22 protein-coding genes are annotated in these 20,855 nt (G+C 55.8%); 14 read left to right on the forward strand and 8 right to left on the reverse strand.

The features are described 5' to 3' along the window. Positions 1 to 10: 10 nt before the first annotated feature. Entirely contained in the window at positions 11 to 385 is a 375-nt protein-coding gene (locus RY831_RS03825) for a hypothetical protein (RefSeq protein WP_326505009.1), read from the forward strand. A 336-nt stretch (positions 386 to 721) separates the two neighbouring features. Here the strand turns inward: RY831_RS03825 and RY831_RS03830 are convergent, their stop codons facing one another. The 4 genes from RY831_RS03830 to RY831_RS03845 form a co-directional block, all read right to left on the reverse strand. Continuing rightward, the gene (locus RY831_RS03830; RefSeq protein ID WP_326505010.1) at positions 722 to 1,159 is read right to left on the reverse strand and encodes a hypothetical protein; all 438 of its coding nucleotides are present in this window, start codon (positions 1,157 to 1,159) and stop codon (positions 722 to 724) included. Between the two features lie 20 nt (positions 1,160 to 1,179). Continuing rightward, the gene (locus RY831_RS03835; protein ID WP_326505011.1) at positions 1,180 to 1,551 is read right to left on the reverse strand and encodes a hypothetical protein; all 372 of its coding nucleotides are present in this window, start codon (positions 1,549 to 1,551) and stop codon (positions 1,180 to 1,182) included. Between the two features lie 373 nt (positions 1,552 to 1,924). After that, positions 1,925 to 3,547 (reverse strand): DUF4942 domain-containing protein, encoded by a 1,623-nt coding sequence (locus tag RY831_RS03840; RefSeq protein ID WP_326505012.1) that lies wholly within the window; start codon positions 3,545 to 3,547, stop codon positions 1,925 to 1,927. Further along, positions 3,547 to 3,939, reverse strand: a complete 393-nt coding sequence (locus RY831_RS03845; protein ID WP_326505013.1) for a hypothetical protein — start codon at positions 3,937 to 3,939, stop codon at positions 3,547 to 3,549. Before RY831_RS03845 ends, RY831_RS03840 begins: the two co-directional genes overlap by 1 nt. Before the next feature lie 246 nt (positions 3,940 to 4,185). On the opposite strand from RY831_RS03845, the gene RY831_RS03850 reads away from it, so the two are divergent. Next, the gene (locus RY831_RS03850) at positions 4,186 to 4,647 is read left to right on the forward strand and encodes an RDD family protein (protein ID WP_326505014.1); all 462 of its coding nucleotides are present in this window, start codon (positions 4,186 to 4,188) and stop codon (positions 4,645 to 4,647) included. 532 nt (positions 4,648 to 5,179) lie between these two features. Continuing rightward, entirely contained in the window at positions 5,180 to 5,893 is a 714-nt protein-coding gene (locus RY831_RS03855; RefSeq protein ID WP_326505015.1) for a hypothetical protein, read from the forward strand. A 114-nt stretch (positions 5,894 to 6,007) separates the two neighbouring features. Here RY831_RS03855 and RY831_RS03860 read toward each other — a convergent pair whose 3' ends face one another. Both RY831_RS03860 and RY831_RS03865 read right to left on the reverse strand, forming a co-directional pair. Then, positions 6,008 to 6,355, reverse strand: a complete 348-nt coding sequence (locus RY831_RS03860) for a hypothetical protein (protein ID WP_326505016.1) — start codon at positions 6,353 to 6,355, stop codon at positions 6,008 to 6,010. Positions 6,356 to 6,495: 140 nt separating this feature from the next. After that, complete coding sequence (locus RY831_RS03865) at positions 6,496 to 7,629, reverse strand: helix-turn-helix transcriptional regulator (RefSeq protein WP_326505017.1); 1,134 nt, start codon at positions 7,627 to 7,629, stop codon at positions 6,496 to 6,498. 222 nt (positions 7,630 to 7,851) lie between these two features. On the opposite strand from RY831_RS03865, the gene RY831_RS03870 reads away from it, so the two are divergent. The 3 genes from RY831_RS03870 to RY831_RS03880 all read left to right on the forward strand — a co-directional run bounded on the left by RY831_RS03870 (position 7,852) and on the right by RY831_RS03880 (position 11,564). Continuing rightward, on the forward strand, positions 7,852 to 9,087 hold the full coding sequence (locus RY831_RS03870) for a hypothetical protein (protein ID WP_326505018.1): 1,236 nt from the start codon (positions 7,852 to 7,854) through the stop codon (positions 9,085 to 9,087). A 29-nt stretch (positions 9,088 to 9,116) separates the two neighbouring features. Next, positions 9,117 to 10,052 carry a hypothetical protein gene (locus RY831_RS03875; protein ID WP_326505019.1) on the forward strand — a complete coding sequence of 312 codons (936 nt, stop codon included), beginning with the start codon at positions 9,117 to 9,119 and terminating at the stop codon, positions 10,050 to 10,052. 1,050 nt (positions 10,053 to 11,102) lie between these two features. Continuing rightward, positions 11,103 to 11,564, forward strand: a complete 462-nt coding sequence (locus RY831_RS03880) for a hypothetical protein (protein WP_326505020.1) — start codon at positions 11,103 to 11,105, stop codon at positions 11,562 to 11,564. A 367-nt stretch (positions 11,565 to 11,931) separates the two neighbouring features. Here RY831_RS03880 and RY831_RS03885 read toward each other — a convergent pair whose 3' ends face one another. Next, positions 11,932 to 12,720 carry a hypothetical protein gene (locus RY831_RS03885; protein WP_326505021.1) on the reverse strand — a complete coding sequence of 263 codons (789 nt, stop codon included), beginning with the start codon at positions 12,718 to 12,720 and terminating at the stop codon, positions 11,932 to 11,934. 10 nt (positions 12,721 to 12,730) lie between these two features. Further along, positions 12,731 to 13,597 carry a PD-(D/E)XK nuclease-like domain-containing protein gene (locus RY831_RS03890; RefSeq protein WP_326505022.1) on the reverse strand — a complete coding sequence of 289 codons (867 nt, stop codon included), beginning with the start codon at positions 13,595 to 13,597 and terminating at the stop codon, positions 12,731 to 12,733. A gap of 140 nt (positions 13,598 to 13,737) precedes the next feature. Here RY831_RS03890 and RY831_RS03895 point away from each other — a divergent pair, with 140 nt between their 5' ends. The 8 genes from RY831_RS03895 to RY831_RS03930 all read left to right on the forward strand — a co-directional run bounded on the left by RY831_RS03895 (position 13,738) and on the right by RY831_RS03930 (position 20,843). Beyond that, positions 13,738 to 14,763, forward strand: a complete 1,026-nt coding sequence (locus RY831_RS03895; RefSeq protein ID WP_326505023.1) for an exodeoxyribonuclease VII large subunit — start codon at positions 13,738 to 13,740, stop codon at positions 14,761 to 14,763. 33 nt (positions 14,764 to 14,796) lie between these two features. Next, entirely contained in the window at positions 14,797 to 15,453 is a 657-nt protein-coding gene (locus RY831_RS03900; RefSeq protein ID WP_326505024.1) for a hypothetical protein, read from the forward strand. A 76-nt stretch (positions 15,454 to 15,529) separates the two neighbouring features. Next, complete coding sequence (locus tag RY831_RS03905; RefSeq protein ID WP_326505025.1) at positions 15,530 to 16,567, forward strand: tyrosine-type recombinase/integrase; 1,038 nt, start codon at positions 15,530 to 15,532, stop codon at positions 16,565 to 16,567. A gap of 50 nt (positions 16,568 to 16,617) precedes the next feature. Next, positions 16,618 to 16,974 carry a hypothetical protein gene (locus tag RY831_RS03910; RefSeq protein WP_326505026.1) on the forward strand — a complete coding sequence of 119 codons (357 nt, stop codon included), beginning with the start codon at positions 16,618 to 16,620 and terminating at the stop codon, positions 16,972 to 16,974. A 275-nt stretch (positions 16,975 to 17,249) separates the two neighbouring features. Then, positions 17,250 to 17,570, forward strand: a complete 321-nt coding sequence (locus tag RY831_RS03915) for a hypothetical protein (RefSeq protein ID WP_326505027.1) — start codon at positions 17,250 to 17,252, stop codon at positions 17,568 to 17,570. Between the two features lie 361 nt (positions 17,571 to 17,931). After that, the gene (locus tag RY831_RS03920; RefSeq protein WP_326505028.1) at positions 17,932 to 18,666 is read left to right on the forward strand and encodes a TIGR02391 family protein; all 735 of its coding nucleotides are present in this window, start codon (positions 17,932 to 17,934) and stop codon (positions 18,664 to 18,666) included. Between the two features lie 431 nt (positions 18,667 to 19,097). Beyond that, the gene (locus RY831_RS03925) at positions 19,098 to 19,385 is read left to right on the forward strand and encodes a hypothetical protein (protein WP_326505029.1); all 288 of its coding nucleotides are present in this window, start codon (positions 19,098 to 19,100) and stop codon (positions 19,383 to 19,385) included. 684 nt (positions 19,386 to 20,069) lie between these two features. After that, positions 20,070 to 20,843 (forward strand): hypothetical protein, encoded by a 774-nt coding sequence (locus RY831_RS03930; protein WP_326505030.1) that lies wholly within the window; start codon positions 20,070 to 20,072, stop codon positions 20,841 to 20,843. The last annotated feature ends 12 nt before the right edge of the window (positions 20,844 to 20,855 follow it).

Below are 20,855 nucleotides of genomic sequence, written 5' to 3' on the forward strand. Positions count from 1 at the left end.
GTAAGCCACTATGACTGAAGACCAGAAAAAGAAGTGTCACGCGATTATTCATCCTCACGCTGTAGCCGCTGCAGCCGGGAACGCGATACCTGTACCGGGATTAGGAATCGCTACCGATATGGTTGCAATGACGACAATGACGATGAGTCTTTGTAGCGTTTTCGGAGGAAGTCTAACCGAGGAGGCAGCAAAAGCGTTAGCTATTGCTACGTTCAAGAACACTATGCTCAAGCAGCCAATAAAGACCATTGCTAAGGAGCTTTCCAAATTCATCCCGGGGCTAGGACAAGTTGTGGCTCCGAGTATTTCTGTCGTAATGCTGGAAGCGGCTGGCTGGTCTATTGCAAATGAGCTCGAAAGCAAGTTCTCAAGGAAAGTAGCATAGCTGGACGCGTCGCCCTTATCCATCAGTAGCCTTCACCAAAGGGGTATGGGGTGATCATGCTGGTATGTAAAGAGTTAGTTGGAGTGTTCTGCAACCGCGTTAAAGCTGGCTCGTGTAACGAGCGAGGAATGACCATTTCTGAGATGTAGGAAGCAAGAGGCGTCGTGTCCATGAGATGCAGGCAGCCTGATGTCATCGTCAGAGCGGGCCGCCGTATAAATCTCGCATCCAGCGAGGTGCCAGAAGCCTAGCGCTTCTGTAATCAAAAGCCCACCTATGACCATTGCGGTCACGGTGGGCTTTTTCGTTTGTGAATCTCAAAGATGGTGCGACCCATTAGGCTGGGGAGGTGAGCAGATTTGCCTCAAGAATCTCATCATGCAGCGCCCAACCATAGCCGTGGACGTAGAGTTCGATTGACGATCTGCGCTGGACCACCGCTCGTTGCGCCCATTTGCGCCAGGCTTTGAGGGTGCATTCACCATGCTTGTCGCGACCGAAAGGGCGATTTGAGTAGGTGTAGTGGACTGTCCCTTCAAGGACGGCGACTACTTGCCGATAGAGAGCTGCTGCACCGCCGGCGGAGGCCATCAGGTGGTCGGTGAAAGCTGGGTCGGTCCGCGGATCGCGCTCGATCGCCGCGCGGGCCTTGGTGACCAGGTTCTCCCTACACGACGGTGAGCACTGCAGGAACGCACTCACCAACCGCCGCATCTCCGCGCTGACACGTGTACGGGGAAAGGACGCCGGGATCTGGGTGTCGGTAGTGGCCATTTCATGCGCTCCTTCGTGACTCAGTCCGCCGGTAAGGCAGGGTTCGGACGCAGGTAGACAGTGGTATTGTCCATGAAAGTCACCAGCACTTTGCCGTTCTGCGGCGCGATGCTTTTGATGGAGTCCGAATTGATGTAGGCCGGTGTGCCGTCCAGACGCGGATTATTGATGCTGTGTATTTCAGCGGCCACCAGATTCGGGAATGCGGCCGTGAAGGTAGCGGGCTCCTCCGCCGCAGCCGCCTTCTCGCCGGTGTTGAGGTGGAAAATTGTCTTGCCAAGGTATTCGTTGGCCGACGGCTGGAAGTAGTTCACCGCTTTTGTAGCCATGTGCAATGACCGGGCGTTGACTTCGGAGCCGATGAGTTCGGTGAGCTGAAAGAGACCCTGCATGTTGTTCCTCTCCTTGTTGTGGGCTTGGGTAGTGAATCGATTATAGAAATCTGCGTTATGCCGTTTTGACAAAACTGACGTGCGGTCCGAGCGCTAGATTGCTATCCGGTGCGGACATGGCCCGCTTTCCGCAAGCCGAACCATGATGGTGGCCAGAATGGCGCCGTTGGCTGCCGTTTGGTCGACCGCTCCGCAGGTGGTGAGTACGCCGTTCAAAACGAAGGACTCCTTGGTTATCAGGTGCTGGCATCCGCGACACGGTGCCGGTGCGAGCTGGCGCAGCTGCAGGTCTCGGTCTTCGGACCAGTAGCCGTCTTCCTGAGGAGGACGGCCCTCAGCTGCTGGCGCATTTGAAACCGCGTGCGACATCGCGTTACGCTTTGGTGAGAGCGAGGACCGTCACCGCCACGCCAGTGCCCTCAAACTCGCCTTGGAACGATTCGCTCCACTCATGGCTAAGGCCGGCGATGAGGTCTTTGCCGCGATAGCTGGAGGGCAAAACCGCAACCAGACGGCCGCCGGCTGCCAGCAACGATGCTGCCTTCTGCAGGTGAATCAGGGCGCGGCCCTCGGAGAAGGGCGGATTCATGACGATTCGGTCGAAAGTGCGGCCGGCCGACCATTGCAGGAAGTCTGCGCAAACGGGCTTGAAGCCCTTTCCTTCCAATACCTTGCAATGCACTGGCGAAATTTCAACGCACGTCGTGTTTGCGGGACGGAGAAAATCGCACAAGCCGCCCTGGCCGGCACTCGGTTCCAAGCAGGAATGCGCTTCGCCAATCTGAGCAAGCTCTGCCACAAGCTCAGCAATCGGTTTCGGGGTCGGGTAGTACTGGTGCGTCTTCCGGTCGGGCAGGCATCCGGTACGGACGATCTCCGCAATAACATCGTTGGCACGGTATTCAAACAGCCATACTGGGCCATCCTTCACCCCTCCGATATAGGCGAGCACGCGCTCTGCCTCTTCCCGCGCGGCCGTGGGCGCTTTGTCGACCGCCAGGGTGCCGTATTCGAACTGCATCGAATTGGGGATTTCTTCCCTACGGTATGGCTGGCGCCAGTTATTTTCCTGCTTGATAAACCGGGTACCGGTTTTCATGCCGGCTAGCAGCTCTAGCGTGGCAAAGGGGAGCGGCCGCCCCATCATCACGAAATCCTTTGGTGCTTTCTGCGCCTTGGTGGGCTTACGGCGAAACTCCGGCGGGATCGCCATAGGGTAAAGGCTGGATAGCATCGCGTTCAGACGCCAGGCCATGTCCGGATGGACTTCCAGATGGGCTGTGCCCTTCAGATAGCAGCGCAGCCGCAGGGAGCCACCGTCTAACGTGAGCCACTGTCCGTGCATGTGGCGGGCTTCTTCGACAATCTTGCTCGATGCATACCACTTTGGCTCGTCCCGTTCCATGAACTTTGAGATGACGCATCGCAGGTCATTGATATAGCCGACACGGTCGGTGCTGCCGTAGCAGCTGGTGATGTTGGAAAGGATCATCCGCTTGCCGAATCCCGCTGGCGAGTTGGTGATGTGTTCTCCGGACAGGGCGCGGAATATGCCGTCGATCCGCTCCGCAAAGAAGCTCTGGCGCTGCATCAGGAGGCCGCGCAAGGTGGCCTTGACGCTCTCGGGATCAAATGGCGGGGTTTCGTGCTGGCGAATCTGTTTATTCCAGTCGTTGCGCTTGTCCGTCGGCATATAGTCCAGCACGTCTGTAAGGGACATCGCTTGAGACCAATAGGATGCGTCGAGCGCACGGATTGCGTGATCCGACTGAAACAAGCCCGTTGCACTCAGCTGGTGGCCCCGGCCTTCGAGCTGGGCGCCGGACATGAAGTAATGAATGACGTCCGTCTCGCCGGCGACATAGGCGGCAATGCGCTCGATGTCGGCTTTTTTCCGACGGTACTCGGAAAAGAGAAGTTCGAGCGGCGAGGTAAGGGCTAGGGCGCCGGTATTGTCAAAATCACTGGCGAAGTTTCCGACTTCGAGCATGTCCATTAAGCTGTCCTCCGAATGCCTGGTGCGTTCAAATCTAGTCGTGCGTGGTCGTACATGTGCATCATGTCAAGGAAGTAGGAGGGCTCGGCTGGCAGCCAGCGGTGGGTATTCCAGTAGTCCATGAGCTTCGCCCGTACGACCTCCGGGTAAGACCGCATGCGTGCGCGGCCCTGACGCCACTTCATTGCCCGATAGGCGCGGTTGTTGGCCATGTGCTCGGCATACTTCCTTGCGCGATCGTCCATGACCGTATCCACGTCGGGCTGTTGCTCTGCAATCTGGTCCGCAAAGAGCGGAAACGCTTCGCGCTCGTTACGCTGCTTGCGTAGCAGTGCCGCACGTTTACGCGGTGTGTCCCTGAAGTCATCCTTGTAATAGCGTGTGAATCGCATCTCGCTTACATCCTTGTTAGTCATGAAAATAGTTTGACACTCCAAGGGGTGCAATTCTGAAAAAGTTAAGCCACGCAAAAGGCCGCGGCGGGTGGTCCTGGCGCCGGGTTTTCCCCTGCCTTTTCCACGCTACGGGCACTCGCTGGCCATGCCCTCCCACCGATATGGGATGTCACAACCGGACAGCCGTGATAAGTTTTTGAATTGCTTCATTGGAAAGCAATCGCCACAACTGGGAAGGTAAAAATGACATACGAGTCCGAACTCGAGTACACAGGTTTCTGGCGCCGTCTTGGCGCGACATTGATAGATGCCATCCTCATGAGCATCATTACACTGCCGGTGCTGAGCATCTGGTACGGAAGCGGCTACTGGGAAGATCCCCGCCTGATCAAGGGACCGGTAGATTTCATCCTGTCGTGGGTGCTGCCGACGGTCTTGGTGATCGCGCTCTGGGCAAAGACTGGATCGACGCCGGGGAAGATGGCCATGGCGGCGCAGATAGTCGACGCGCGGACCGGGCGCCGGCCGTCGACTGGGCAGCTGATTGGCCGTTACTTCGCCTACTTTGTCTCGGCAATCCCGTTTGGCCTGGGCTTTCTCTGGGCGGCCTTCGACTCCAAGAAACAGGGGTGGCATGACAAGCTGTCCGGAACGGTCGTGGTTCGCCGTAAGGCCGGATCAGCAGAACCGGTACAATTCCAGTAGCAATCTGTCCAAATTTGACGACCTACAATGACTTGGCATACTCGTTCGGTTCTACTGATCTCAGCGCTGTTATCCGCTGGTTTCGTTGCTTTTATGGGAAGCAGCTTCTCGCTCGGGGTGGAGCCGGAGCGTTTCAATGTCATGACATTCCTGCGTTGGGTCGGCCTCGGAGCGGCCGTCTCGGCGCCATTATGTGTTCCAGCATCGATCCCCTCTCGTTACGCTCGAACACTCTTGATCACTCGGTTCGTGTCGGCAGCCTTTCTGCTGGTGCCTACGTACTTTTTCGGGGGTATCGTTGTCCATAATGTAAAGAGAAGCCTTACTGGGCTCGGCGCTACGCCGTCGGCATTTGTGCAGGGCCTCGTGGTGACTGTCGCGTGTGTTACAGGATTAGTCCTTCTGCTGTGGCCTTTGGTACGCGGACATGCTCTGAAGACAGGCTCCTAACCGTAGGATTAGAATAACGGCCGGCAGATAGTGACTAATAAATCACTATCTGTCGTTCACCATGATCGTGCCCTCAGAAGACATGGTGGCGAGCATAACTTCGCTCTTTGAGTGTGCAATCCTGCCGTACATCTTCACCAATATGAAAAGCAAAATTACCAAGTCACAAAAAGCTCGGCTGCTGGCGGCCTTCATCCGACATTCTGACGAAAAGAAAACGATTGAGGACGTAGATGCACTCTTTGCGGAAATTGGTCCGCTCTTTGCGAACGGCAATTATCTTGAAGCTTACCTCTATGATCTGAATAACGAGGGTATCCTCTATTTTGAGCAAATCGGCGATGAGGGTTTCAAGCCGATCGTCATGGCTGGCTGTACCGGGTCGACTGCTCAATATCTCGATAAGCTGCTTGAGGAGATCGACAACGAAATGATCGGCCTAGAGCGAAGGTTGGCCGAAATTCTTACCTTTGACCCTGAGAAGCTGAAGGCCGAAATCAGAGACGCTGAAACACAGCTGCAAGCTGCTCGTGATGCCGCCCAGAGACAAGATTTGCTTAGGCCACTGCTACCACAGATTGCAACTATCGCTACGCATTTTCAAGGCGTGTCTGCGGTAGCTGAGAGGTATGAGGACGTTTACAAAAATATTATTCGTCCCGTCCAACTCGAAGGCGAGTCCGGTGTCAGAGCTACTGTACGTTGGGCGGTTATTAGCATCGTAGCATCGACTGTTCTCTCCTTCGCAGTTAGTAACTGGAAGGACGTGGTAGCGCTATTTCAACATTTCGCGTAATACCGCGCGATTACTTCTCCCGAATGGGTGCAGCCGCCTGCACCTAGCTTTAGGCGGGACGCACCGGACGTTCTTAGGTGCATGTTGGAGTCTACCGCGCACCAGAAATGCTGCTTAGGCGAAAAGGTCTCGTTGCGTGCTGTCTTCGGTGGACGTCATGACCTTCGGTGGTGTCGATTCTCCGTCTGTTAGGCCAAAGTTTGCACGTTCGGCAATGGATGCTGCGGACATGGTGGACTCCCAACGTTTTCGACTCCCTCGCTTGATAAGTTGGAGAGTGACGGTACCGGCGCAAGCGTCATCTCTAAACCGTCTGGACAGCGAAGGTCGGAAGTCCTCATGCGAGGTTTTGAACCCGGCGCATTTTCTGGGGCGATGGTTGAGGTTGTCTATTACGGCTTGGATGTCACTGTCGGTGATGGGATCGAAGGCCATTTTCTTAGGAAAGAACTGGCGGATCATGAATACAGATGCAGGCAGCACAGTTGCCCAGCCGCGATGGTAGGGCGTGCGACTCTCACAGTCTCCACAAGTTTTCGGAGTGCCATAACGTTTGTGCTTGGCAATCGGTTGGCTTCTTCGGCGAATAAATCCGCGTTTCCCTAGCACTCCGAAGACGAATGAATACTTGCCAGAGTCGTTATCATTTGCGTCAAGGCTGCCTGGCGACGCAGTCCTGTCTTGCTGAATACCGACTTGAGATGCGTTCGCAAAGTCAAAATGGAAATTGACTGCTCATCTGCTATTTCTTGCGTTGAAAGTCCATCGGCGAGCATGCACGCGATCCGTGCTTCCATTGCCGTTAGATGATATAAACTGCGAAGCGACGATTCCACGCTGGTGTAGGATCTACACGTTTCATGAATAACAATGAGCGCCATTGGTCTTTCATTGAAATGGGAAGCGGCAAGCTTCAAAGGCATTGGCAGGACCAGAAGATGCATTGCGGCGTTAGAACCCGAATCGAGACTATGCGCGCTGCCACGGCTTGCCGTCGCGCTTGCCGCCTGCGCGATGGCCTGTTGAACTTCCAGCGCCCGCGATCGGGTAGAAAATCTGCCGAAGCGCACGACGACTCCGCATTGCCGCGACAACAGCCGTTCTGCAGCCCTGTTTGCAAACCGAAGATTGCAGCTGCCATCCACCACCAACATCGGCGCCGTCACATGATCCAGCGCAGCCTGTGCAATACCGGCCGGAATCTGCAGCTCCTGCATGCGGAAATACAGTTTGATCGCACGCTGTAGATGAGGCATGACCTCTCGTGCGGCCAGGTGGTCATCATCCCGGTAACTGTTCTGGAGTCCGAAACGCTGGACGGAAATGGTTGCGACGAGCCGGTCTTCCCTGACAACCAACGATGCCAGGATGCCGCCTATGTCATGTTTGCGCAGGAGGTCGTTATGGTATTCGCGTGCATTGTTCTGATCAGGCCACGCCTTGCCGTTTGCGTCGGCGGTCCAGCAGCCCACCTCGGAGTAAGGCACCACGCCAACCAGGGGATCCAGGGTGTTGTAGTACTCGTTGTATGCGCTGACGACTTCTTCCGAATATCCGACATTGAATGCGATTTCAGCGCCAGCTCTGCTGGGATCTGCCAGCATTAGGATGGAGCCTTGCGAATCCATCAATGAAGCGAACTGATTTAATCCAAATTGCCAAAGCGCTGGGTTCAGCGTTGCGTCGTAGAAAGTGCTTATTACTTGGTCTGGACTAACTCTTGGTGATTTGTCCATACGATTTTCCTTCCAACGCAGTTGATCTGCATCCAAAGCTGGTCACAATCTCCATGTCGTTTGATCGGTAAGGCTACTCGAATCTACTTATGGTTTTTTGAGCATAAACAAAGTTCTACCCCATTTGGAGGATGCTGCGCATAGACCTCTTTGCACATACTTGCAACACAGGTAGCGATAAATGTGCTGTTCTTTCCTGAGTATGCTTATGTCGGAGGTTGTATGTTCAATAGAGTGTCTTCCTGCAATTATGCTGTTTCTGTTGTTACGATCTTAATTTTGGCCGGATGCGGAGGGGGAAGCGGCAGCGACATTTCTGCCACCGAATTGACGACTGGAAGTCAGGCACCTGCAGGTGGAACTCCGACCAATTCAGGGCCACCTACAACCCCTACAGATAATGGCGCTACGCCGACCGCCCCGGTCACCCCAACACCCGGCAACCCTGATGTCATTCCTGACAGCACAACCGCCACACCACTTACGGGACTCACCGCAAGTTGCACTACACAGTCGACACCTACGGGGTTAGGGACACAAACGACCAGAACAAACTGCCTGCACTTTAATACGATGCTTTCGCAGATCATACCGGGCTTCTACATCGGCACCCCGGATAGGAAACTCGAACCCAACAGTACTGCCACACAGTGCACGGTGCGTGTGCGCCAGAACGGCGGTGTGGAGATACGCTCGGGTACCGCCACAAGGATAGTTGAACCTGCATTGCAAAGTGGCGCCCCGGCTGACGCTGTATGGAATACGCTCAGCGATACGATTACCCAAGCCCAGGGGTACAGCACGCAAACGTATTCGGTTTATAACCGCGTGAACGGAACATTTGCAAAAATATACTGGAGCGAGTTCGTTAAAGGCAGAAATGTTTTTGCCGGCAGGATAAGTATGACGGAGGATGTTCAGGAAACTGGATGTCTGGATATTAAGCCATTTGATTTCGGTCCACCGGAAGAGCGTTACGGTGCCGCGCCTGGTGCGGCCTACCAGACTTGTACAGTTGAACGTGACGGTACAGATCTTCTGGTGAATGAATGTACACAGTTCACGCAATACACACCCAACATCGTGTTCGGAAGATATCGTGGGTCGACACTCAGCGCCAATCCCGAAGAATGCGTGGTTAGCGTGCACCGACAGTTCGGCATCGAGATTGATATTCCTGTCTCGCCCGGCTCTGAAACCATGAAGTCAAGAAATATGGTTGGACTACTTCGCCCCGATGGCATGTTCAGCGACCAGTGGACGTATCTGCTCAACCAGACCAATCCCCAGCAAGAGGCTATCGGTATCAGTAATAGCAGGGTAAGAAAAGAGGCTCTTTTTATTTGGAATCCAACCTTACCTGGCGCTGCGCGCGCCGTGGCGTCAATAACTGATAGCGTTCCCGGCACAGGAGAGCCACAAGTTTGCGGCGACTTATCGTTGATTTCACGATACTAGTTCGAAGCACCTTCACCTGAGGGGGTACCATGAAAGCCAAACAGTTGCTTGTGGTTAGCGCAGTTCTAGTGGTTACGACCGCGTGCGGCGGCGGGGGTGACGGAGACGATGATGCAACCGCCGCGCCGGCGCCACAAAGCGGAAGCGGGAGCACTACAGGCGGGACGGGCGGCACTGGAGGTGGTGGCGGAAACAATCCAACGACAGCCACAACACAGGCGCCTTTGGTGCCTCCAGCTTGTGCGTTGTACTCGGCTGATCGTATCTTACAGACGCAGCCAGCCAACAACGGCATTGTCACCAATCGTTGTTCCATCCCCGTGCGGTTCAGAGGCTGCTGGGTCCCCCAGGGCGCCACGAACTGCGAAGGCCTACCGGAAAACCGCTGGTTTGTGTCGGACATAATCGAGCCTGGGCGATCCGTATTTATTCCGGCGCCGTCTGCCAATGACCAGAAGCTGGCTGCTTACACAGTCTGCGATGTCACCAACCGCAATGCAGTTTGTAGCGCAAACAGCCCCAGTTCAGGAGCAAGTCAGTTCACGACCCTCACTGATGCACAGCTTGATATTAACGGACCAGGCCGCATCAGTAATGCACCATCGCCTAATAATACGAATAACCCGCCGACACCCACCACTCGCAGCTTTATTACTTGGAATGGCAATGCCAATGGAGATGTGGTGGTGGACGCAACAGATGACCAATTTAAATTCTACTCCGACACGCGGTGTATCTACAGCGTTAACCGGCAACAAGAGACTCGCAACTTCTGCCTAACCAACGATTTCAGCGGTAACTTTGCTGGACGCGCAATTACAGTGACACGCGTTAGGGCCACAAACGGGCAATGTATCGCAGGCCTCGTCGACGTGGCCACCAGCCGATATATCGATATCTTTACGAATCCACAGGGTGTACAAGTTGTTCAGCAATCGGATAAAAACCCGGTGGCCTGCCAATAAGGGCGTAACATGAATACGAACAGAAGAAGGTCCTTACAGTGTCTCACGGCTTTAGTTGGCGCCAGTCTTTTAAGCGCATGTGGCGGAGGCGGTGGTGGAGGGGGTGACGGTTCCGCCGCGGAATCCAGCGCGGGTAACTCCACTGCAAGGACTCTTACGGCAAACGCGACTGAGTTTCGTACATTCGAGCCGATTGATCTGCGGTACAACACGGATATCGATCCTGCGATCACTCGGTTCGAAGTGCATTACCCCGACACCGACGAAATCGTACTTCTCAATGACAATCTCGTCGATCCCACGCTTATACCCGCAGCTCCGATTGTTACGCGGACGCGGCAGGGCACCCTGCGGGCATTGCGGAACGGGGCAGTTACGCACGAGGCTACTATCACCATCCATCCCATTCCAACGAGTGGCAGCCCTGGAGACATGATGCTACGTTTTATCGACGCCGCACTAGACAGTTCCGCAGAGGCTAGTCGTAGCGCGCAGCAACATGATCCGGCGGCGGTTGCGGAAGCTTCAGCTCTCGTGAGGTCACTGCGTGAGTTACGCATATTGGTAACTGACATCCGAACGAATGGGGCCATCACACTAGGAAATGGGCCCGACGGCAAGCGCGTGGTCTTTGACCGCACGACCTTACTGCAGATGGACCAGGTGGCCGGTGCCATGAGTAATCGCCTCGAGCGGCGGGCAAATAAAACCACATTGTTATCCCACGGCGGCACCCACGGGACGGACTGCATAGGGTGCTCCACCGGAGGTACTGGCTCCGGCTCGGGCGGCAATGCGGGTAGTGGTGGAACACCGTCAGGAAGCGGCAGTGGTGGAGGAGGCATTGGTGGTGCACCACTGTCTGTGCCGGGCGGTGGTATTACCCCAACTCCTGTGCGAAGGCCACCTGCGCCCACTGTTGGGCAGCCTCTCCCCCCGTCAACTCCATTTAGACCCTTGCCTCCAAACGCGGTGAGATGGGTTGAGCCACAGCTTACCTATGAACAAATGGTCAAGACGTTATCCGACGCAGAGGTCACTGCAGGCTGGATGAATATTACGGGCGAGTTTGCTATGGCGGCGGTGGGTGCTATGGCAATAGCAGGCAGTGTAACGCCGCCGGGAGCTGTTATTGCAGCATTGGCGATCGCGGGTGCGGTAATTGTAGTGCAAGCCCACTCGATCATCTTGAAGTACCGATACGGTCGGCCGTCTGGTTTCGATATTACCGACGAGACGGGCGCCATCATATCTACCTCCGTTGGGGCACTACTTACAGTAAATGGACGCGCAGCCAAACTTACCGAAAGCCTCAGAAAAGCAGCTGGTGCACCATCTGTCCCTGTCATTCCAGGTAGACATGGCGAACTCGTGAAGAAGACCATAGACAATATGCAAGAAACGGTTGTCGGCAAGGCGGCAGGTGATCTCTCACAAGAAGCTTTTAGAGTCTTGCCACTATGCGGTAACCCTTCGCAGCGACGCAATATCGATTGTGTCGATCGAAGATAGCCGCCGACCGGTTAGGGTGCCCTGTCTGGGCTGTGTTTGATAAGGTCAATCGCAAGTACCTGCGAATCATGGCAAGCTTAATGATGCCCAAGTAATGGATCACCAACTTGTCAAAGCGGGTGGCCACCGCGCGGGCTTCCTTGAGCCAGCCGACACAGCGGTCAATGACGTTGCGTCGCTGGTATTGCTGTAAGCGTCCGACCTGTGCCGTGTTGACGGAACCCAGCTTTTAACGCTGAGATGAACCACGCATGGCGTCTGAGTCGTAACCGCCCATCCGCTGGACCACATAGTATGCAAATTCAGTGTCGTAGAAGATACCTGCATCAATTGCAGCCTGACAGGCGTCGGTCATGGCGGGCGGCGTTCAGACGTCCTCCCAGCTGCGGGAGGCGGCAAAGAGGTCGTCTTGCAGCACGGCCGGCGCAAGACGCTGCAGCGATTCGGAAAAACGAGACGCGCTGGTGCAGTCGAAGCTGTTCGCGCCGGCGGCGTTGCAGATGGCAATGCGGCGCTGTGAATTCACGCGGCCGACATGCAGGTAGCAATTGCGGCGCCGGGCGAGCCGTCCCCACTGGTTGGCTGTCTCTTCTTTCCATTCAGTTGGCCTGCCAATGAAGATGCCCGTTGCCGGCGACAGCAGGTCTCGGATGTCATTAGGTTCCATGCCGTCCTGCACTGCCAACAGCAGCGGTGTAGGCAGACCCTTCAGCTTTTCCAGCCAGGACAGAGAATAGTCGAGGGAGCGCAGTCCGCCGGTTACGATGTCAGGGACTACGATCCAGTCGGCTGACTCGCCAAGCTTGTCGATCGCGCGCATGAATGCATCTTTGTCAAAGGGCTTGTCCTGTTTGTATGCAGCCCACGCGCCATTGTCCATCGCGTAGCGCGTCCCCTCGGTGCGCAGGCATGCCGTAGCGGACACCAGCAACCGCCATCCAGCGGCCCGCAGGGCTGCAAGGTTGCGCTTGGTGCCGGTGCGGCTGGCATAGCCCACCAGCGGGGCGCGGTGCATCTCGATGCGCTCCTCGATCTCTGGGTCCGTGTCGGCAGAGCCGTCAACACAGTAGTACTGGGCATAGGCCATCATTGCTTCTGCGCGGCCAACGTTCTGACCGTCGAGGTAACGCTGGCTCCAAGCGGGTAGGGTCGTCATGGTCGCCTCCTTATTTTGCGTAACGTGGCCAGTCGAGGATTTCGTATCCACCATCCTGCTGATAGCAAGGCCAGCTGCCGGTGTCCCTGCACTTCACAAGGAGCTGCAACGCTTGGCGGAAGCGCCGCCGTCCGCGCTCAAGCATTTCTTCCGGTGCGCCGTAGAGTGCAACGCCATAGGGACCGTCCTTTTCAACGGCAAGGAAGGCGAAGTCGAAGTCGCGCTTGTAGACAGCGCGAAGGCCATCCAGATAGACCGCCGCCTGAAGGTCGTAGTCATATTTGACACAGGAGCGGGGAAATTCAGCGCCGGACGCATCGTCGGTGCTCTTGACGTCCACACAGATGCCGTCGCCAAAGTCGAAGTTGAGGCAGTCGGGGCGGATTTTGAGCCACACGCCGGTTTCCTCGTCCTGCCAGATGAGCGTCTGCTCCACCGTGCCGCCGCGCAGCAGCGCACGTGCCGAGGCATGCGCCATGACGTTTTCATTGATGCGCTCGATGGCGGTCATCTGGTCGCGGGTGAGGATGCGCAGACCCGCCGTCATTACTTCGAACTCGGCATAGTCCTTCTTGCGCTTGTCGAGGTTGTAAGCGCCGATAAAAGTGCGTGCATAGATTTCCGGCTCCAGCAGACGGGCGTGAATGGCGGTGCCGTAGAACAGCGCCGGTGTTTCCTTGCGCGTCTCGGTGAGATACGACTGATAGTGCGCGGGCGAACGCAGCAGTTGCTTCAGGCCGGATACGGAGATGCAGCTAAGGTCAGCGTGATAGACCTCGTTGGAGATATCGGGCAGAGAGCCGCCTTGCTGGTAGAGATCGACGAGGGAAACGCCGACGTTTGGTTGCAGCAGAGCGGGATCGGTCATCGCATTCATTGGTTCGCACCTCCTTGGTATCAATGAAAACAGTTTGACACTCTGAAGGGTGTAATTCTGAAAAATCTTGCGACAAGAAAATTCAGAATCGATCGGGTGGTCTCCGTAGACTCGAAGACTGCAAAACACAGGAGGGAGCGATGAACGCACCATTGTCAGTCAATGAGATCGGCGCAGCCGCGCTGTCAAAGATCATTCAGAACGAGATCACACGGTCCGTGCAGGACAACGTACCGAAGGGAATGAGCCTGTTGCGGGTACGCGGGAAGCTGGGGACGCTCCGGCACGGTAATGTGCCCAAGCTCTTTGGCGTGAAGCTGGTCGAAGGCGGCGAAGAAGTCCTGCTGGACATCCCGAAAACCTTGGTAGCGCGGTTGGGCCTGAAGGGCGGGGAATCGGTGGTGGTCACCGGCACGTTGATCGCGGTGTGCAATCGCTATACCGACCGTCGGGTGGAATTCCATCTGGATGTTGTGGAAGCAGAGTTGCATGCCCAGTCCCAACCGTCCGCAACGGATGCGCAGCAGCAGATGTCGCTTGCCCGCCTGAAAAGCCTTGCCGTGCAGCGCCGCCAGTTTCCTGCCGAGCTGCCTTTGATGCTGTCGCTCATCTGCTCAAAATCGGGCCAAGCGCAGGTCGACCAGGACTTCCTCCTGGAGCTGCAAGTTGTCAGCGATCTGGTGAAGCTGGAGAGGATCTCCGTCAACGTGCTGTCCGCGCAGGATATCGCAGACGGCATCGCGAGGGCGAACGGGAAGGTGGTTGTCCTGATCCGCGGCGGCGGCAGTGCGGATCAATTCGAGGTCTTCGACGATCCGGCTGTGCTGGAGGCTTTGGCCAAGAAGGACGCCTATCGGGTGATCGGCCTCGGGCACACGGCCAACACAACCTTGCTCGACCTGGTGGCCGATTATGCAGCCACGACCCCGACGCGCGCCGGCGCCCACCTCTGCAACCTGATCGAACGAACGTCTCTGCCGCTGATGGAAGCGCGGCGGCTGGCCGGTCAAGCCCACCATGCCGAAGCCGTCGTGCTCGAGCACCGGGCGAAGATCCGGCTCCTGCAGGACCGGCTTAAGAAACGGGTACGGCCTTTGACGGTCGCCGCAATCGCCTCAGCTGCCTTGGCTGCCGGCATCGTACTCGGCAAGCTGTTTATCGCCTAACCCTATCTGTCTGGACCACCAAGGATTACCGCAATGGAAAAGCTCAATCGCTACCACGTCACCTTCATCGCCACCTGCCCGAACAATGGCGTCGAGATCCACTATGACCTGACGATCGACACGAAGGTCACAATCATGGTCGAGGACATCATTGCGGAGGTGCGGAGCATCACGGCCGGATTCCATGAAGACATTGCCGACCGCCTGGCTGACCGTTTCCTTGGCCGCCAAACCCTGAAGGGACACCATCACGGGGTCGACATTACCACCGTGCGTCAGGCGCTCCCCGTGCCGGCGGGCCGGTTGCTGTTCGAGCAGATTCCCGTAGACGCGGACTTCCAGTGCTATGGCCAGCGCTTTTTCAAGCGAGGGCCGACGCTGGCGATACGGGCGACAAAGAATTTCCCGAGCGGGAATCCGGAGTTCGTCCGCGAGTTCCGCCCTCACGAGCATGTCGAACCGGTTGGCGGCATGAAGGAGTTTGTTCGGCGGTATGGCCAACCCACACCGACACACCTGGGCGGTACGCTGCCGACGCTGACGCTAGGCGTTGATGATCTGGACGAGGCGGAGGATGACGAGATCGCGGCCGAGAACATGTACCAGGCCATGTTGGAAGGTAACGTCGGCGCCAGGATGCGGGCCGGCCGCCGCGCGGCCAAGCGCGCTACCCGGCGCAAGTCCCGCTGATGTCTTGTAAACCGCAGCGTCCTCCTGTATAAATATCCAGTCAAGACAAACTGTGCAATTAACGGTCATCCATGTCATGAACCCCTTCACTTCGATGCGACCTCCGTCCTCCTCTGCCGACCTATTCGACACGCCGAACGAATGGCTCAGCTTTCCTATTCTTGCTTATTCTTCTTGGCTTTCCTCACTGGACGGCACCGACACGGCATACAGCGAGGGGTCGAAGAAGGTCTATATCTCGATGTGGACCAAGTTCATCCGCTACCTGGACGAGAGACATATCTCCCTTCCTCTCGTCCAGTCTCATCACATCTCTTCTTTTCTGGACGTCCATGCGCTGAAGAAGGAGCACCGGCAGCGGTATGTGCGTCTCATCGAGAGAACCTACAAGCACCTCATCGAGCTGCAGCTGGTCACTCACAACCCCGGGCAGAAGGCAGGCTATGAAAGAGTAGGAAAGGGGAGCAACGACGCCACACGTTTTCTCTCCGACATCGAGCGGGACAGGCTGTTCGGCGTCCTGCGCCAGGCCTTCGAATCGGCCGACAAGAAAGGGACAGAGAAGCAAAGGGAAGAACAGTGGAGGAGAGTAAGGAATGCGGTCGTCGCGGCCACGATGCTTGGCGGCGGGTTGAAGGTGTCTGAGGCGGTGTCAGTTACCGTTAATTGCACAGCAAGGGCTGGCGTGATTACCGTACCGGATAGCTATGGGAAAGAGCATGTCGCCCGCCTCTTCCCGATCGCGCAGGATGCGCTGGCGGCCTGGTGGCCATGGCGCGCGGAGAAGGCCGAAGGCAGCAATCTGGTGTTCCCGGCGGAGATCAAAAAGCGGCGCAACGACCAGCGGGTCAAGACCGTGGCCATGCATGCCACTACCGTCTACAAGCACGTGGCGGCCCTCATGGAGGAAGCTGGCATCACCGGCGACCGTGCATGCTGTCAGACGCTGCGCAATACCTATGCGGCCATGCTGATCGAGCAGGGCGCCTCCGATCCGGAGCTCTCCGAGTGCCTGGGCCTGCAGCTGACACTGTCGGCGCACCGGATGCGGGAGGCCCATAAAGTTGCGAGCTTTGAGAAACACCGAATTGGTGAACCACGAGAAGCCACTTAGAATGGGAGGCTGAGCCCCACGGATAACGACAATTTGTTGAGGAGAGCGCAATGGACCTAAGCCCACAGATCTTAGAAGAAGTGTTTCACGCAACGCGGCAGGTTGATCGAGGCATCATCACCTTGGGCAAGGCTAGAGATGATCTAGTGCGTGCCTATGGGTTCAATGCAAACTCGGCGAACATGACCATCCGCTCGTTACGCCACATGCTCAACGGTGAGCGTTATCGTCGAGCGCTGACGGTCGATGCGACAGATTACTTCCTTACCAGGATACGGGAAGAGGACGGCTCTTCAGGGCTCCAAAAAGCGCTGACAGCGCTTTCTTCTCATATCGACTACCGTCACTCGACCGGGGTCAACGTGCCTGGACTGCAAACAGTGCTGGCCAAACATAGCAAACCATAGATCACACTGAGTACCGCGCTCGCGGCGATAGAGGGTGCCTGATCTGATTGAGCAGCGTGCTTCCGATCCGGAGCTTTCCGCATGCCTCTGCCTGCAGCAGAGGTTGTCGGCGCATCGGATAGTCGAAGCGCACATGGTCACCAGTTTCGGCGGTGACGAGCTGAAGTAGCTAATCTAGAATAGACACGGATCCGGCCAGCGCACCGCGCGGCAGCCCATAGCCTTGAGGGGCAGGAAATGCTCCTCGTCCATGCCCCAGCAAGAAGACTCCAAGAATGCTCAATCAAGTCGACCACTATTTCCATTCGAAACCCAACCGCATCTCCGGTGCTGGGAGGACTTTGATCCGTGTTGGAGGATTTCTCTTTGTCATGGGAATCGTCGGTAAGGCGCTAGCTGTGTTCCTGAGCGCCTTCCAGCCGCTTGTACAGCAGCCGAAGGCCACCAAGACTCTGACAGAGCTATATCCAACACTACCCTTGTGGTGGGTGCCGGAAACCGCCTTCGGTTTCATCGGTTCGGGGCTTCTGGTAGTCGCTGGCTTTTGCCTTGTCATTTACGGACAGCGTACCGATCGCCTCTTCAAGTTGCGCTGAAGCTGGCACGAAACTACCCGCTTACAGCAGCAGTCGAACGAGAGTCGGCATAGGAGATTATGCAATGCGCTTTAACGATTACCATCAGGTCAGCGCCTGGCGCCGGAATAACGACGGTATGCTTCAAGCCATTACCGCAGAGGTCGCGCGGATCGCTGGTGTTTCCTATACAGAGAACTGCTTGTGTGGGAAGAGCCCAAGCTGAGTCGCCGGGTTCAATGATGAAGACACGATGATCGTCTGCCTTCCCATCCCATCCGACCAGCACGCGATTGCGTAATGGCCGGCTGGGATTCCGGTCAGGACTCTATCCTTACTCCACCTCTAATTTCAGACATCAACCTTTTTGAGATCCCATATCATGGCCACTCTTACATCCTTGATCCCCGATGTCGACGTCCTGGTAGGGCTTGCACCCGAAGAACTGGCGGATGTCGTTCTATGGCTCTCCAATGAACGCCTGGGACACACCGGTCTCATTCACCTGCAGGCCATCGCCTCAGATATTCACGGGAGCCTAGGAGCTTCAGACGGATATCCCCAAAATCGGAAAAAAGATGCTGAGTTGGCAGTAGCTGAAGCATGGAATTGGTTATTGGTACAAGGTCTTCTGATTCCGGAGCCCGGAATGAACGGAAACAATGGGCACATGTTTTTGAGCCGACGTGCCCGTACAATATTGGCCGACGGCTCGTTCAAAACTTACGCGCGGAGTCTTGCGTTCCCAAAGACACTGCTACACCCATCCATTGCCGATGAAGTCTGGCTTGATATCGTTCGCGGTGATGCAGAGACCGCAGTATTCAAGTCATTTCGAGCAGTCGAAATCGCGGTGCGCGAGGCAGGGCACTTTCCCGATACCGATGTCGGAACCGTGCTAATGCGGAAGGCGTTCGACAAGACAACTGGCCCGCTTTCCGACATGGCACAGCCCGAAGGTGAACGTGAGGCGTTGGCGCATCTGTTCGCTGGCGCAATCGGTTCGTACAAGAACCCCCATTCACATCGTACCGTTTCCATAACTGACGCGACCGAAGCACAAGAGATGGTCATTCTAGCGAGTCATCTACTTCGCATTGTTGATAGCAGACGGTAAATAATGACGCCGAACCATTAGGCCTACACGAATGACAGAACCGGTCGATCCACAAGGTACTGCATGGTGGGTTTGCGGTTTGGCGGGAGACAGCGTAAGGCCGAAACCGGCTCAATGGACGCCTGCTCATCCCTATTCGCCAGATGCACCGGCGATGTGTACCATCAGCTGCGGCCGAGCGATGCCAGAGACCATATCAGGGTGCGCTCACGCTCAAGCTGCGCCTAAAACTTCCCATAATTTGAAAAATGCAGATGCCGGTAGACCTTCCGCCGGCCGTCGTCGTAAAGCACTGGTAGTGAGTCGATTGACGTAGGGCTGTTGCGAAGCCACTGGAATTGGCCAGTCGACTGCATCAGGCGAAGCACTCCCGCTGACACAAAGATGTGTTGAGCTTCGCCGGCACGGATAACGTTGCCTAGCCACTTCACGTGACCAGGATCGAGGTCGGCTGGCACAAGCTGGCTCCGGCCTACGGTCGGCAGATGAAGCAGTTCGACGAACGACACCAGGTGGGCGTGGTCGCGTTGGAAGCCAATCTTGGCGAACGTCTGGTGATAGCGCCGCCCGTCGCCGCGATAAGAAGGCAGCAGGAAAGGATGATGCACGGCGTGGCGCCGCCAGAACGCCACGCCGTCCTGATGGTATTCCAGCACTCACGGGAAAGCCGGGCTCTCGACGATCGCCTCATCGTAGTTGGCATCGAGGCCGACGAATAGCAGCTTCGCCGCCATCGGATTGGCACCCTGAATGCGGCGGTCTGCAAACTGTTGCCTGAGCTCGTAGTAGAGATGTAGATTTTACATAATAGGGTGGAGCAGGATGGTTCACGAAGCTGACGCCCACAACGCGCCGCCGCTGTATTGCCATTCGGGCTTTTCCTCTGAATATATAGCCAGCACCGATTGGTGTGGCCAATGCGATGGCTCAACCAGATGACTGGCCAGCATGGCGCTATGAGCCGCACCGTCGGCATAAACGGCCTATACGATTAGCTCGCCATAGTAGATGAACAGGGAAAAAATTTGAAAGTCCTTAAAACTGGCGCCCGTGAGTTCCAGCCGCTGAAACGTTCAAAGACACCATCTAGTGGCCTGTGAATTCTAAAAACACAGGAAATATAAACCGGCCATGGGTCTCCTTTCATTGCCCATTTGACCGTCAACAATGCTGCTCCCACCATAAAAACCATATAAGGAAAGAGGGCAAAATTGATAAACCTCAAACGTATTCCGAATGCTTCGGCTTCTCCCATGAATATAGGAGGGACGAGTCGTGACGCATTGTTATAGTATTGCCGCACGGCAACTTAATCCATCGTGAACTGCTTGCTCTTTCAACCGGTTTCGGGAGAGATATGCAGAGATACTTACCGCAGAAGTGTGTATTGCATAGGTAGTTATATGAAATCATTGAAGTTTATATCGGCTGTCGTCTCTCTTTCCATCATATTTTCGCTAGGTGGATGTGAAGACAAAATGCCACGAGTCGGCTCAGAGCAGTATAACCAGCTGCATGGAATTCTAAATGACGGTAACACCGTCAACGAGATCACGCTTTTTAGCGAGCAGAGCAAGTTCCAACCGAAACTGAGGTTTCCACCCACGGTAAGAGTGGCGGCTACAACATGGGAGAGCGGGGATGGACAAAGCGCCAAAATCCGGAAGGGGTTTGCAAATGAGGTAGTAACGAGCCTTTGGTTAAGCGAACAAGGTCGATTACTCTTCGAAAAGGTCGATGCGAGTAGCGACGGTCCGCGTCGGGTTTCATTCGCCTTTATTGCAGGTGTCGATCCAAATTTTAAGAACTCACAGAAACAGCGGTTAAAAGACATTGTAGCGAGATCCGTTCGTACGACAGATTTACCCGAATTAGGTTTAAAAGAGTACGTCGTACTTGAGCCGAAATCCAGTGCAATAGCGACAGTTGCCTATGTTCCTTTGCGCAAAGAGGACTTGAGTCTATTCGGTGATGCTCAGTGGATCAGTTGCGAAGTAGCAGCGTCTACGAAAGACCTGAATGAGCCCCTAATTGGTCGAGTCGACAGCTGTGCGACAAGCTTTCACTCTTTAGAGACGCTTACATTCACAGCTTCCTTCGAAAGAACCGTCTTGTCTTCATGGCGCGATCTTGTAGACGAATCCAACTCCTTTGCCAACTCAATTTTAATGAAATAATAGAAGGTGCAA

The sequence above is a fragment of the Noviherbaspirillum album genome (genome assembly GCF_035916955.1).
In the GTDB taxonomy this organism is placed as follows: domain Bacteria; phylum Pseudomonadota; class Gammaproteobacteria; order Burkholderiales; family Burkholderiaceae_D; genus Noviherbaspirillum; species Noviherbaspirillum album.

What these genes read in the sequence shown, in the direction of transcription:
- RY831_RS03825 (WP_326505009.1), top strand. Translation starts at nt 11, where the DNA reads ATGACTGAAGACCAGAAAAAGAAGTGTCACGCGATTATTCATCCTCAC.
- RY831_RS03830 (WP_326505010.1), bottom strand. Translation starts at nt 1,159, where the DNA reads ATGGCCACTACCGACACCCAGATCCCGGCGTCCTTTCCCCGTACACGT.
- RY831_RS03835 (WP_326505011.1), bottom strand. Translation starts at nt 1,551, where the DNA reads ATGCAGGGTCTCTTTCAGCTCACCGAACTCATCGGCTCCGAAGTCAAC.
- RY831_RS03840 (WP_326505012.1), bottom strand. Translation starts at nt 3,547, where the DNA reads ATGGACATGCTCGAAGTCGGAAACTTCGCCAGTGATTTTGACAATACC.
- RY831_RS03845 (WP_326505013.1), bottom strand. Translation starts at nt 3,939, where the DNA reads ATGCGATTCACACGCTATTACAAGGATGACTTCAGGGACACACCGCGT.
- RY831_RS03850 (WP_326505014.1), top strand. Translation starts at nt 4,186, where the DNA reads ATGACATACGAGTCCGAACTCGAGTACACAGGTTTCTGGCGCCGTCTT.
- RY831_RS03855 (WP_326505015.1), top strand. Translation starts at nt 5,180, where the DNA reads ATGGTGGCGAGCATAACTTCGCTCTTTGAGTGTGCAATCCTGCCGTAC.
- RY831_RS03860 (WP_326505016.1), bottom strand. Translation starts at nt 6,355, where the DNA reads ATGATCCGCCAGTTCTTTCCTAAGAAAATGGCCTTCGATCCCATCACC.
- RY831_RS03865 (WP_326505017.1), bottom strand. Translation starts at nt 7,629, where the DNA reads ATGGACAAATCACCAAGAGTTAGTCCAGACCAAGTAATAAGCACTTTC.
- RY831_RS03870 (WP_326505018.1), top strand. Translation starts at nt 7,852, where the DNA reads ATGTTCAATAGAGTGTCTTCCTGCAATTATGCTGTTTCTGTTGTTACG.
- RY831_RS03875 (WP_326505019.1), top strand. Translation starts at nt 9,117, where the DNA reads ATGAAAGCCAAACAGTTGCTTGTGGTTAGCGCAGTTCTAGTGGTTACG.
- RY831_RS03880 (WP_326505020.1), top strand. Translation starts at nt 11,103, where the DNA reads ATGAATATTACGGGCGAGTTTGCTATGGCGGCGGTGGGTGCTATGGCA.
- RY831_RS03885 (WP_326505021.1), bottom strand. Translation starts at nt 12,720, where the DNA reads ATGACGACCCTACCCGCTTGGAGCCAGCGTTACCTCGACGGTCAGAAC.
- RY831_RS03890 (WP_326505022.1), bottom strand. Translation starts at nt 13,597, where the DNA reads ATGAATGCGATGACCGATCCCGCTCTGCTGCAACCAAACGTCGGCGTT.
- RY831_RS03895 (WP_326505023.1), top strand. Translation starts at nt 13,738, where the DNA reads ATGAACGCACCATTGTCAGTCAATGAGATCGGCGCAGCCGCGCTGTCA.
- RY831_RS03900 (WP_326505024.1), top strand. Translation starts at nt 14,797, where the DNA reads ATGGAAAAGCTCAATCGCTACCACGTCACCTTCATCGCCACCTGCCCG.
- RY831_RS03905 (WP_326505025.1), top strand. Translation starts at nt 15,530, where the DNA reads ATGAACCCCTTCACTTCGATGCGACCTCCGTCCTCCTCTGCCGACCTA.
- RY831_RS03910 (WP_326505026.1), top strand. Translation starts at nt 16,618, where the DNA reads ATGGACCTAAGCCCACAGATCTTAGAAGAAGTGTTTCACGCAACGCGG.
- RY831_RS03915 (WP_326505027.1), top strand. Translation starts at nt 17,250, where the DNA reads ATGCTCAATCAAGTCGACCACTATTTCCATTCGAAACCCAACCGCATC.
- RY831_RS03920 (WP_326505028.1), top strand. Translation starts at nt 17,932, where the DNA reads ATGGCCACTCTTACATCCTTGATCCCCGATGTCGACGTCCTGGTAGGG.
- RY831_RS03930 (WP_326505030.1), top strand. Translation starts at nt 20,070, where the DNA reads ATGAAATCATTGAAGTTTATATCGGCTGTCGTCTCTCTTTCCATCATA.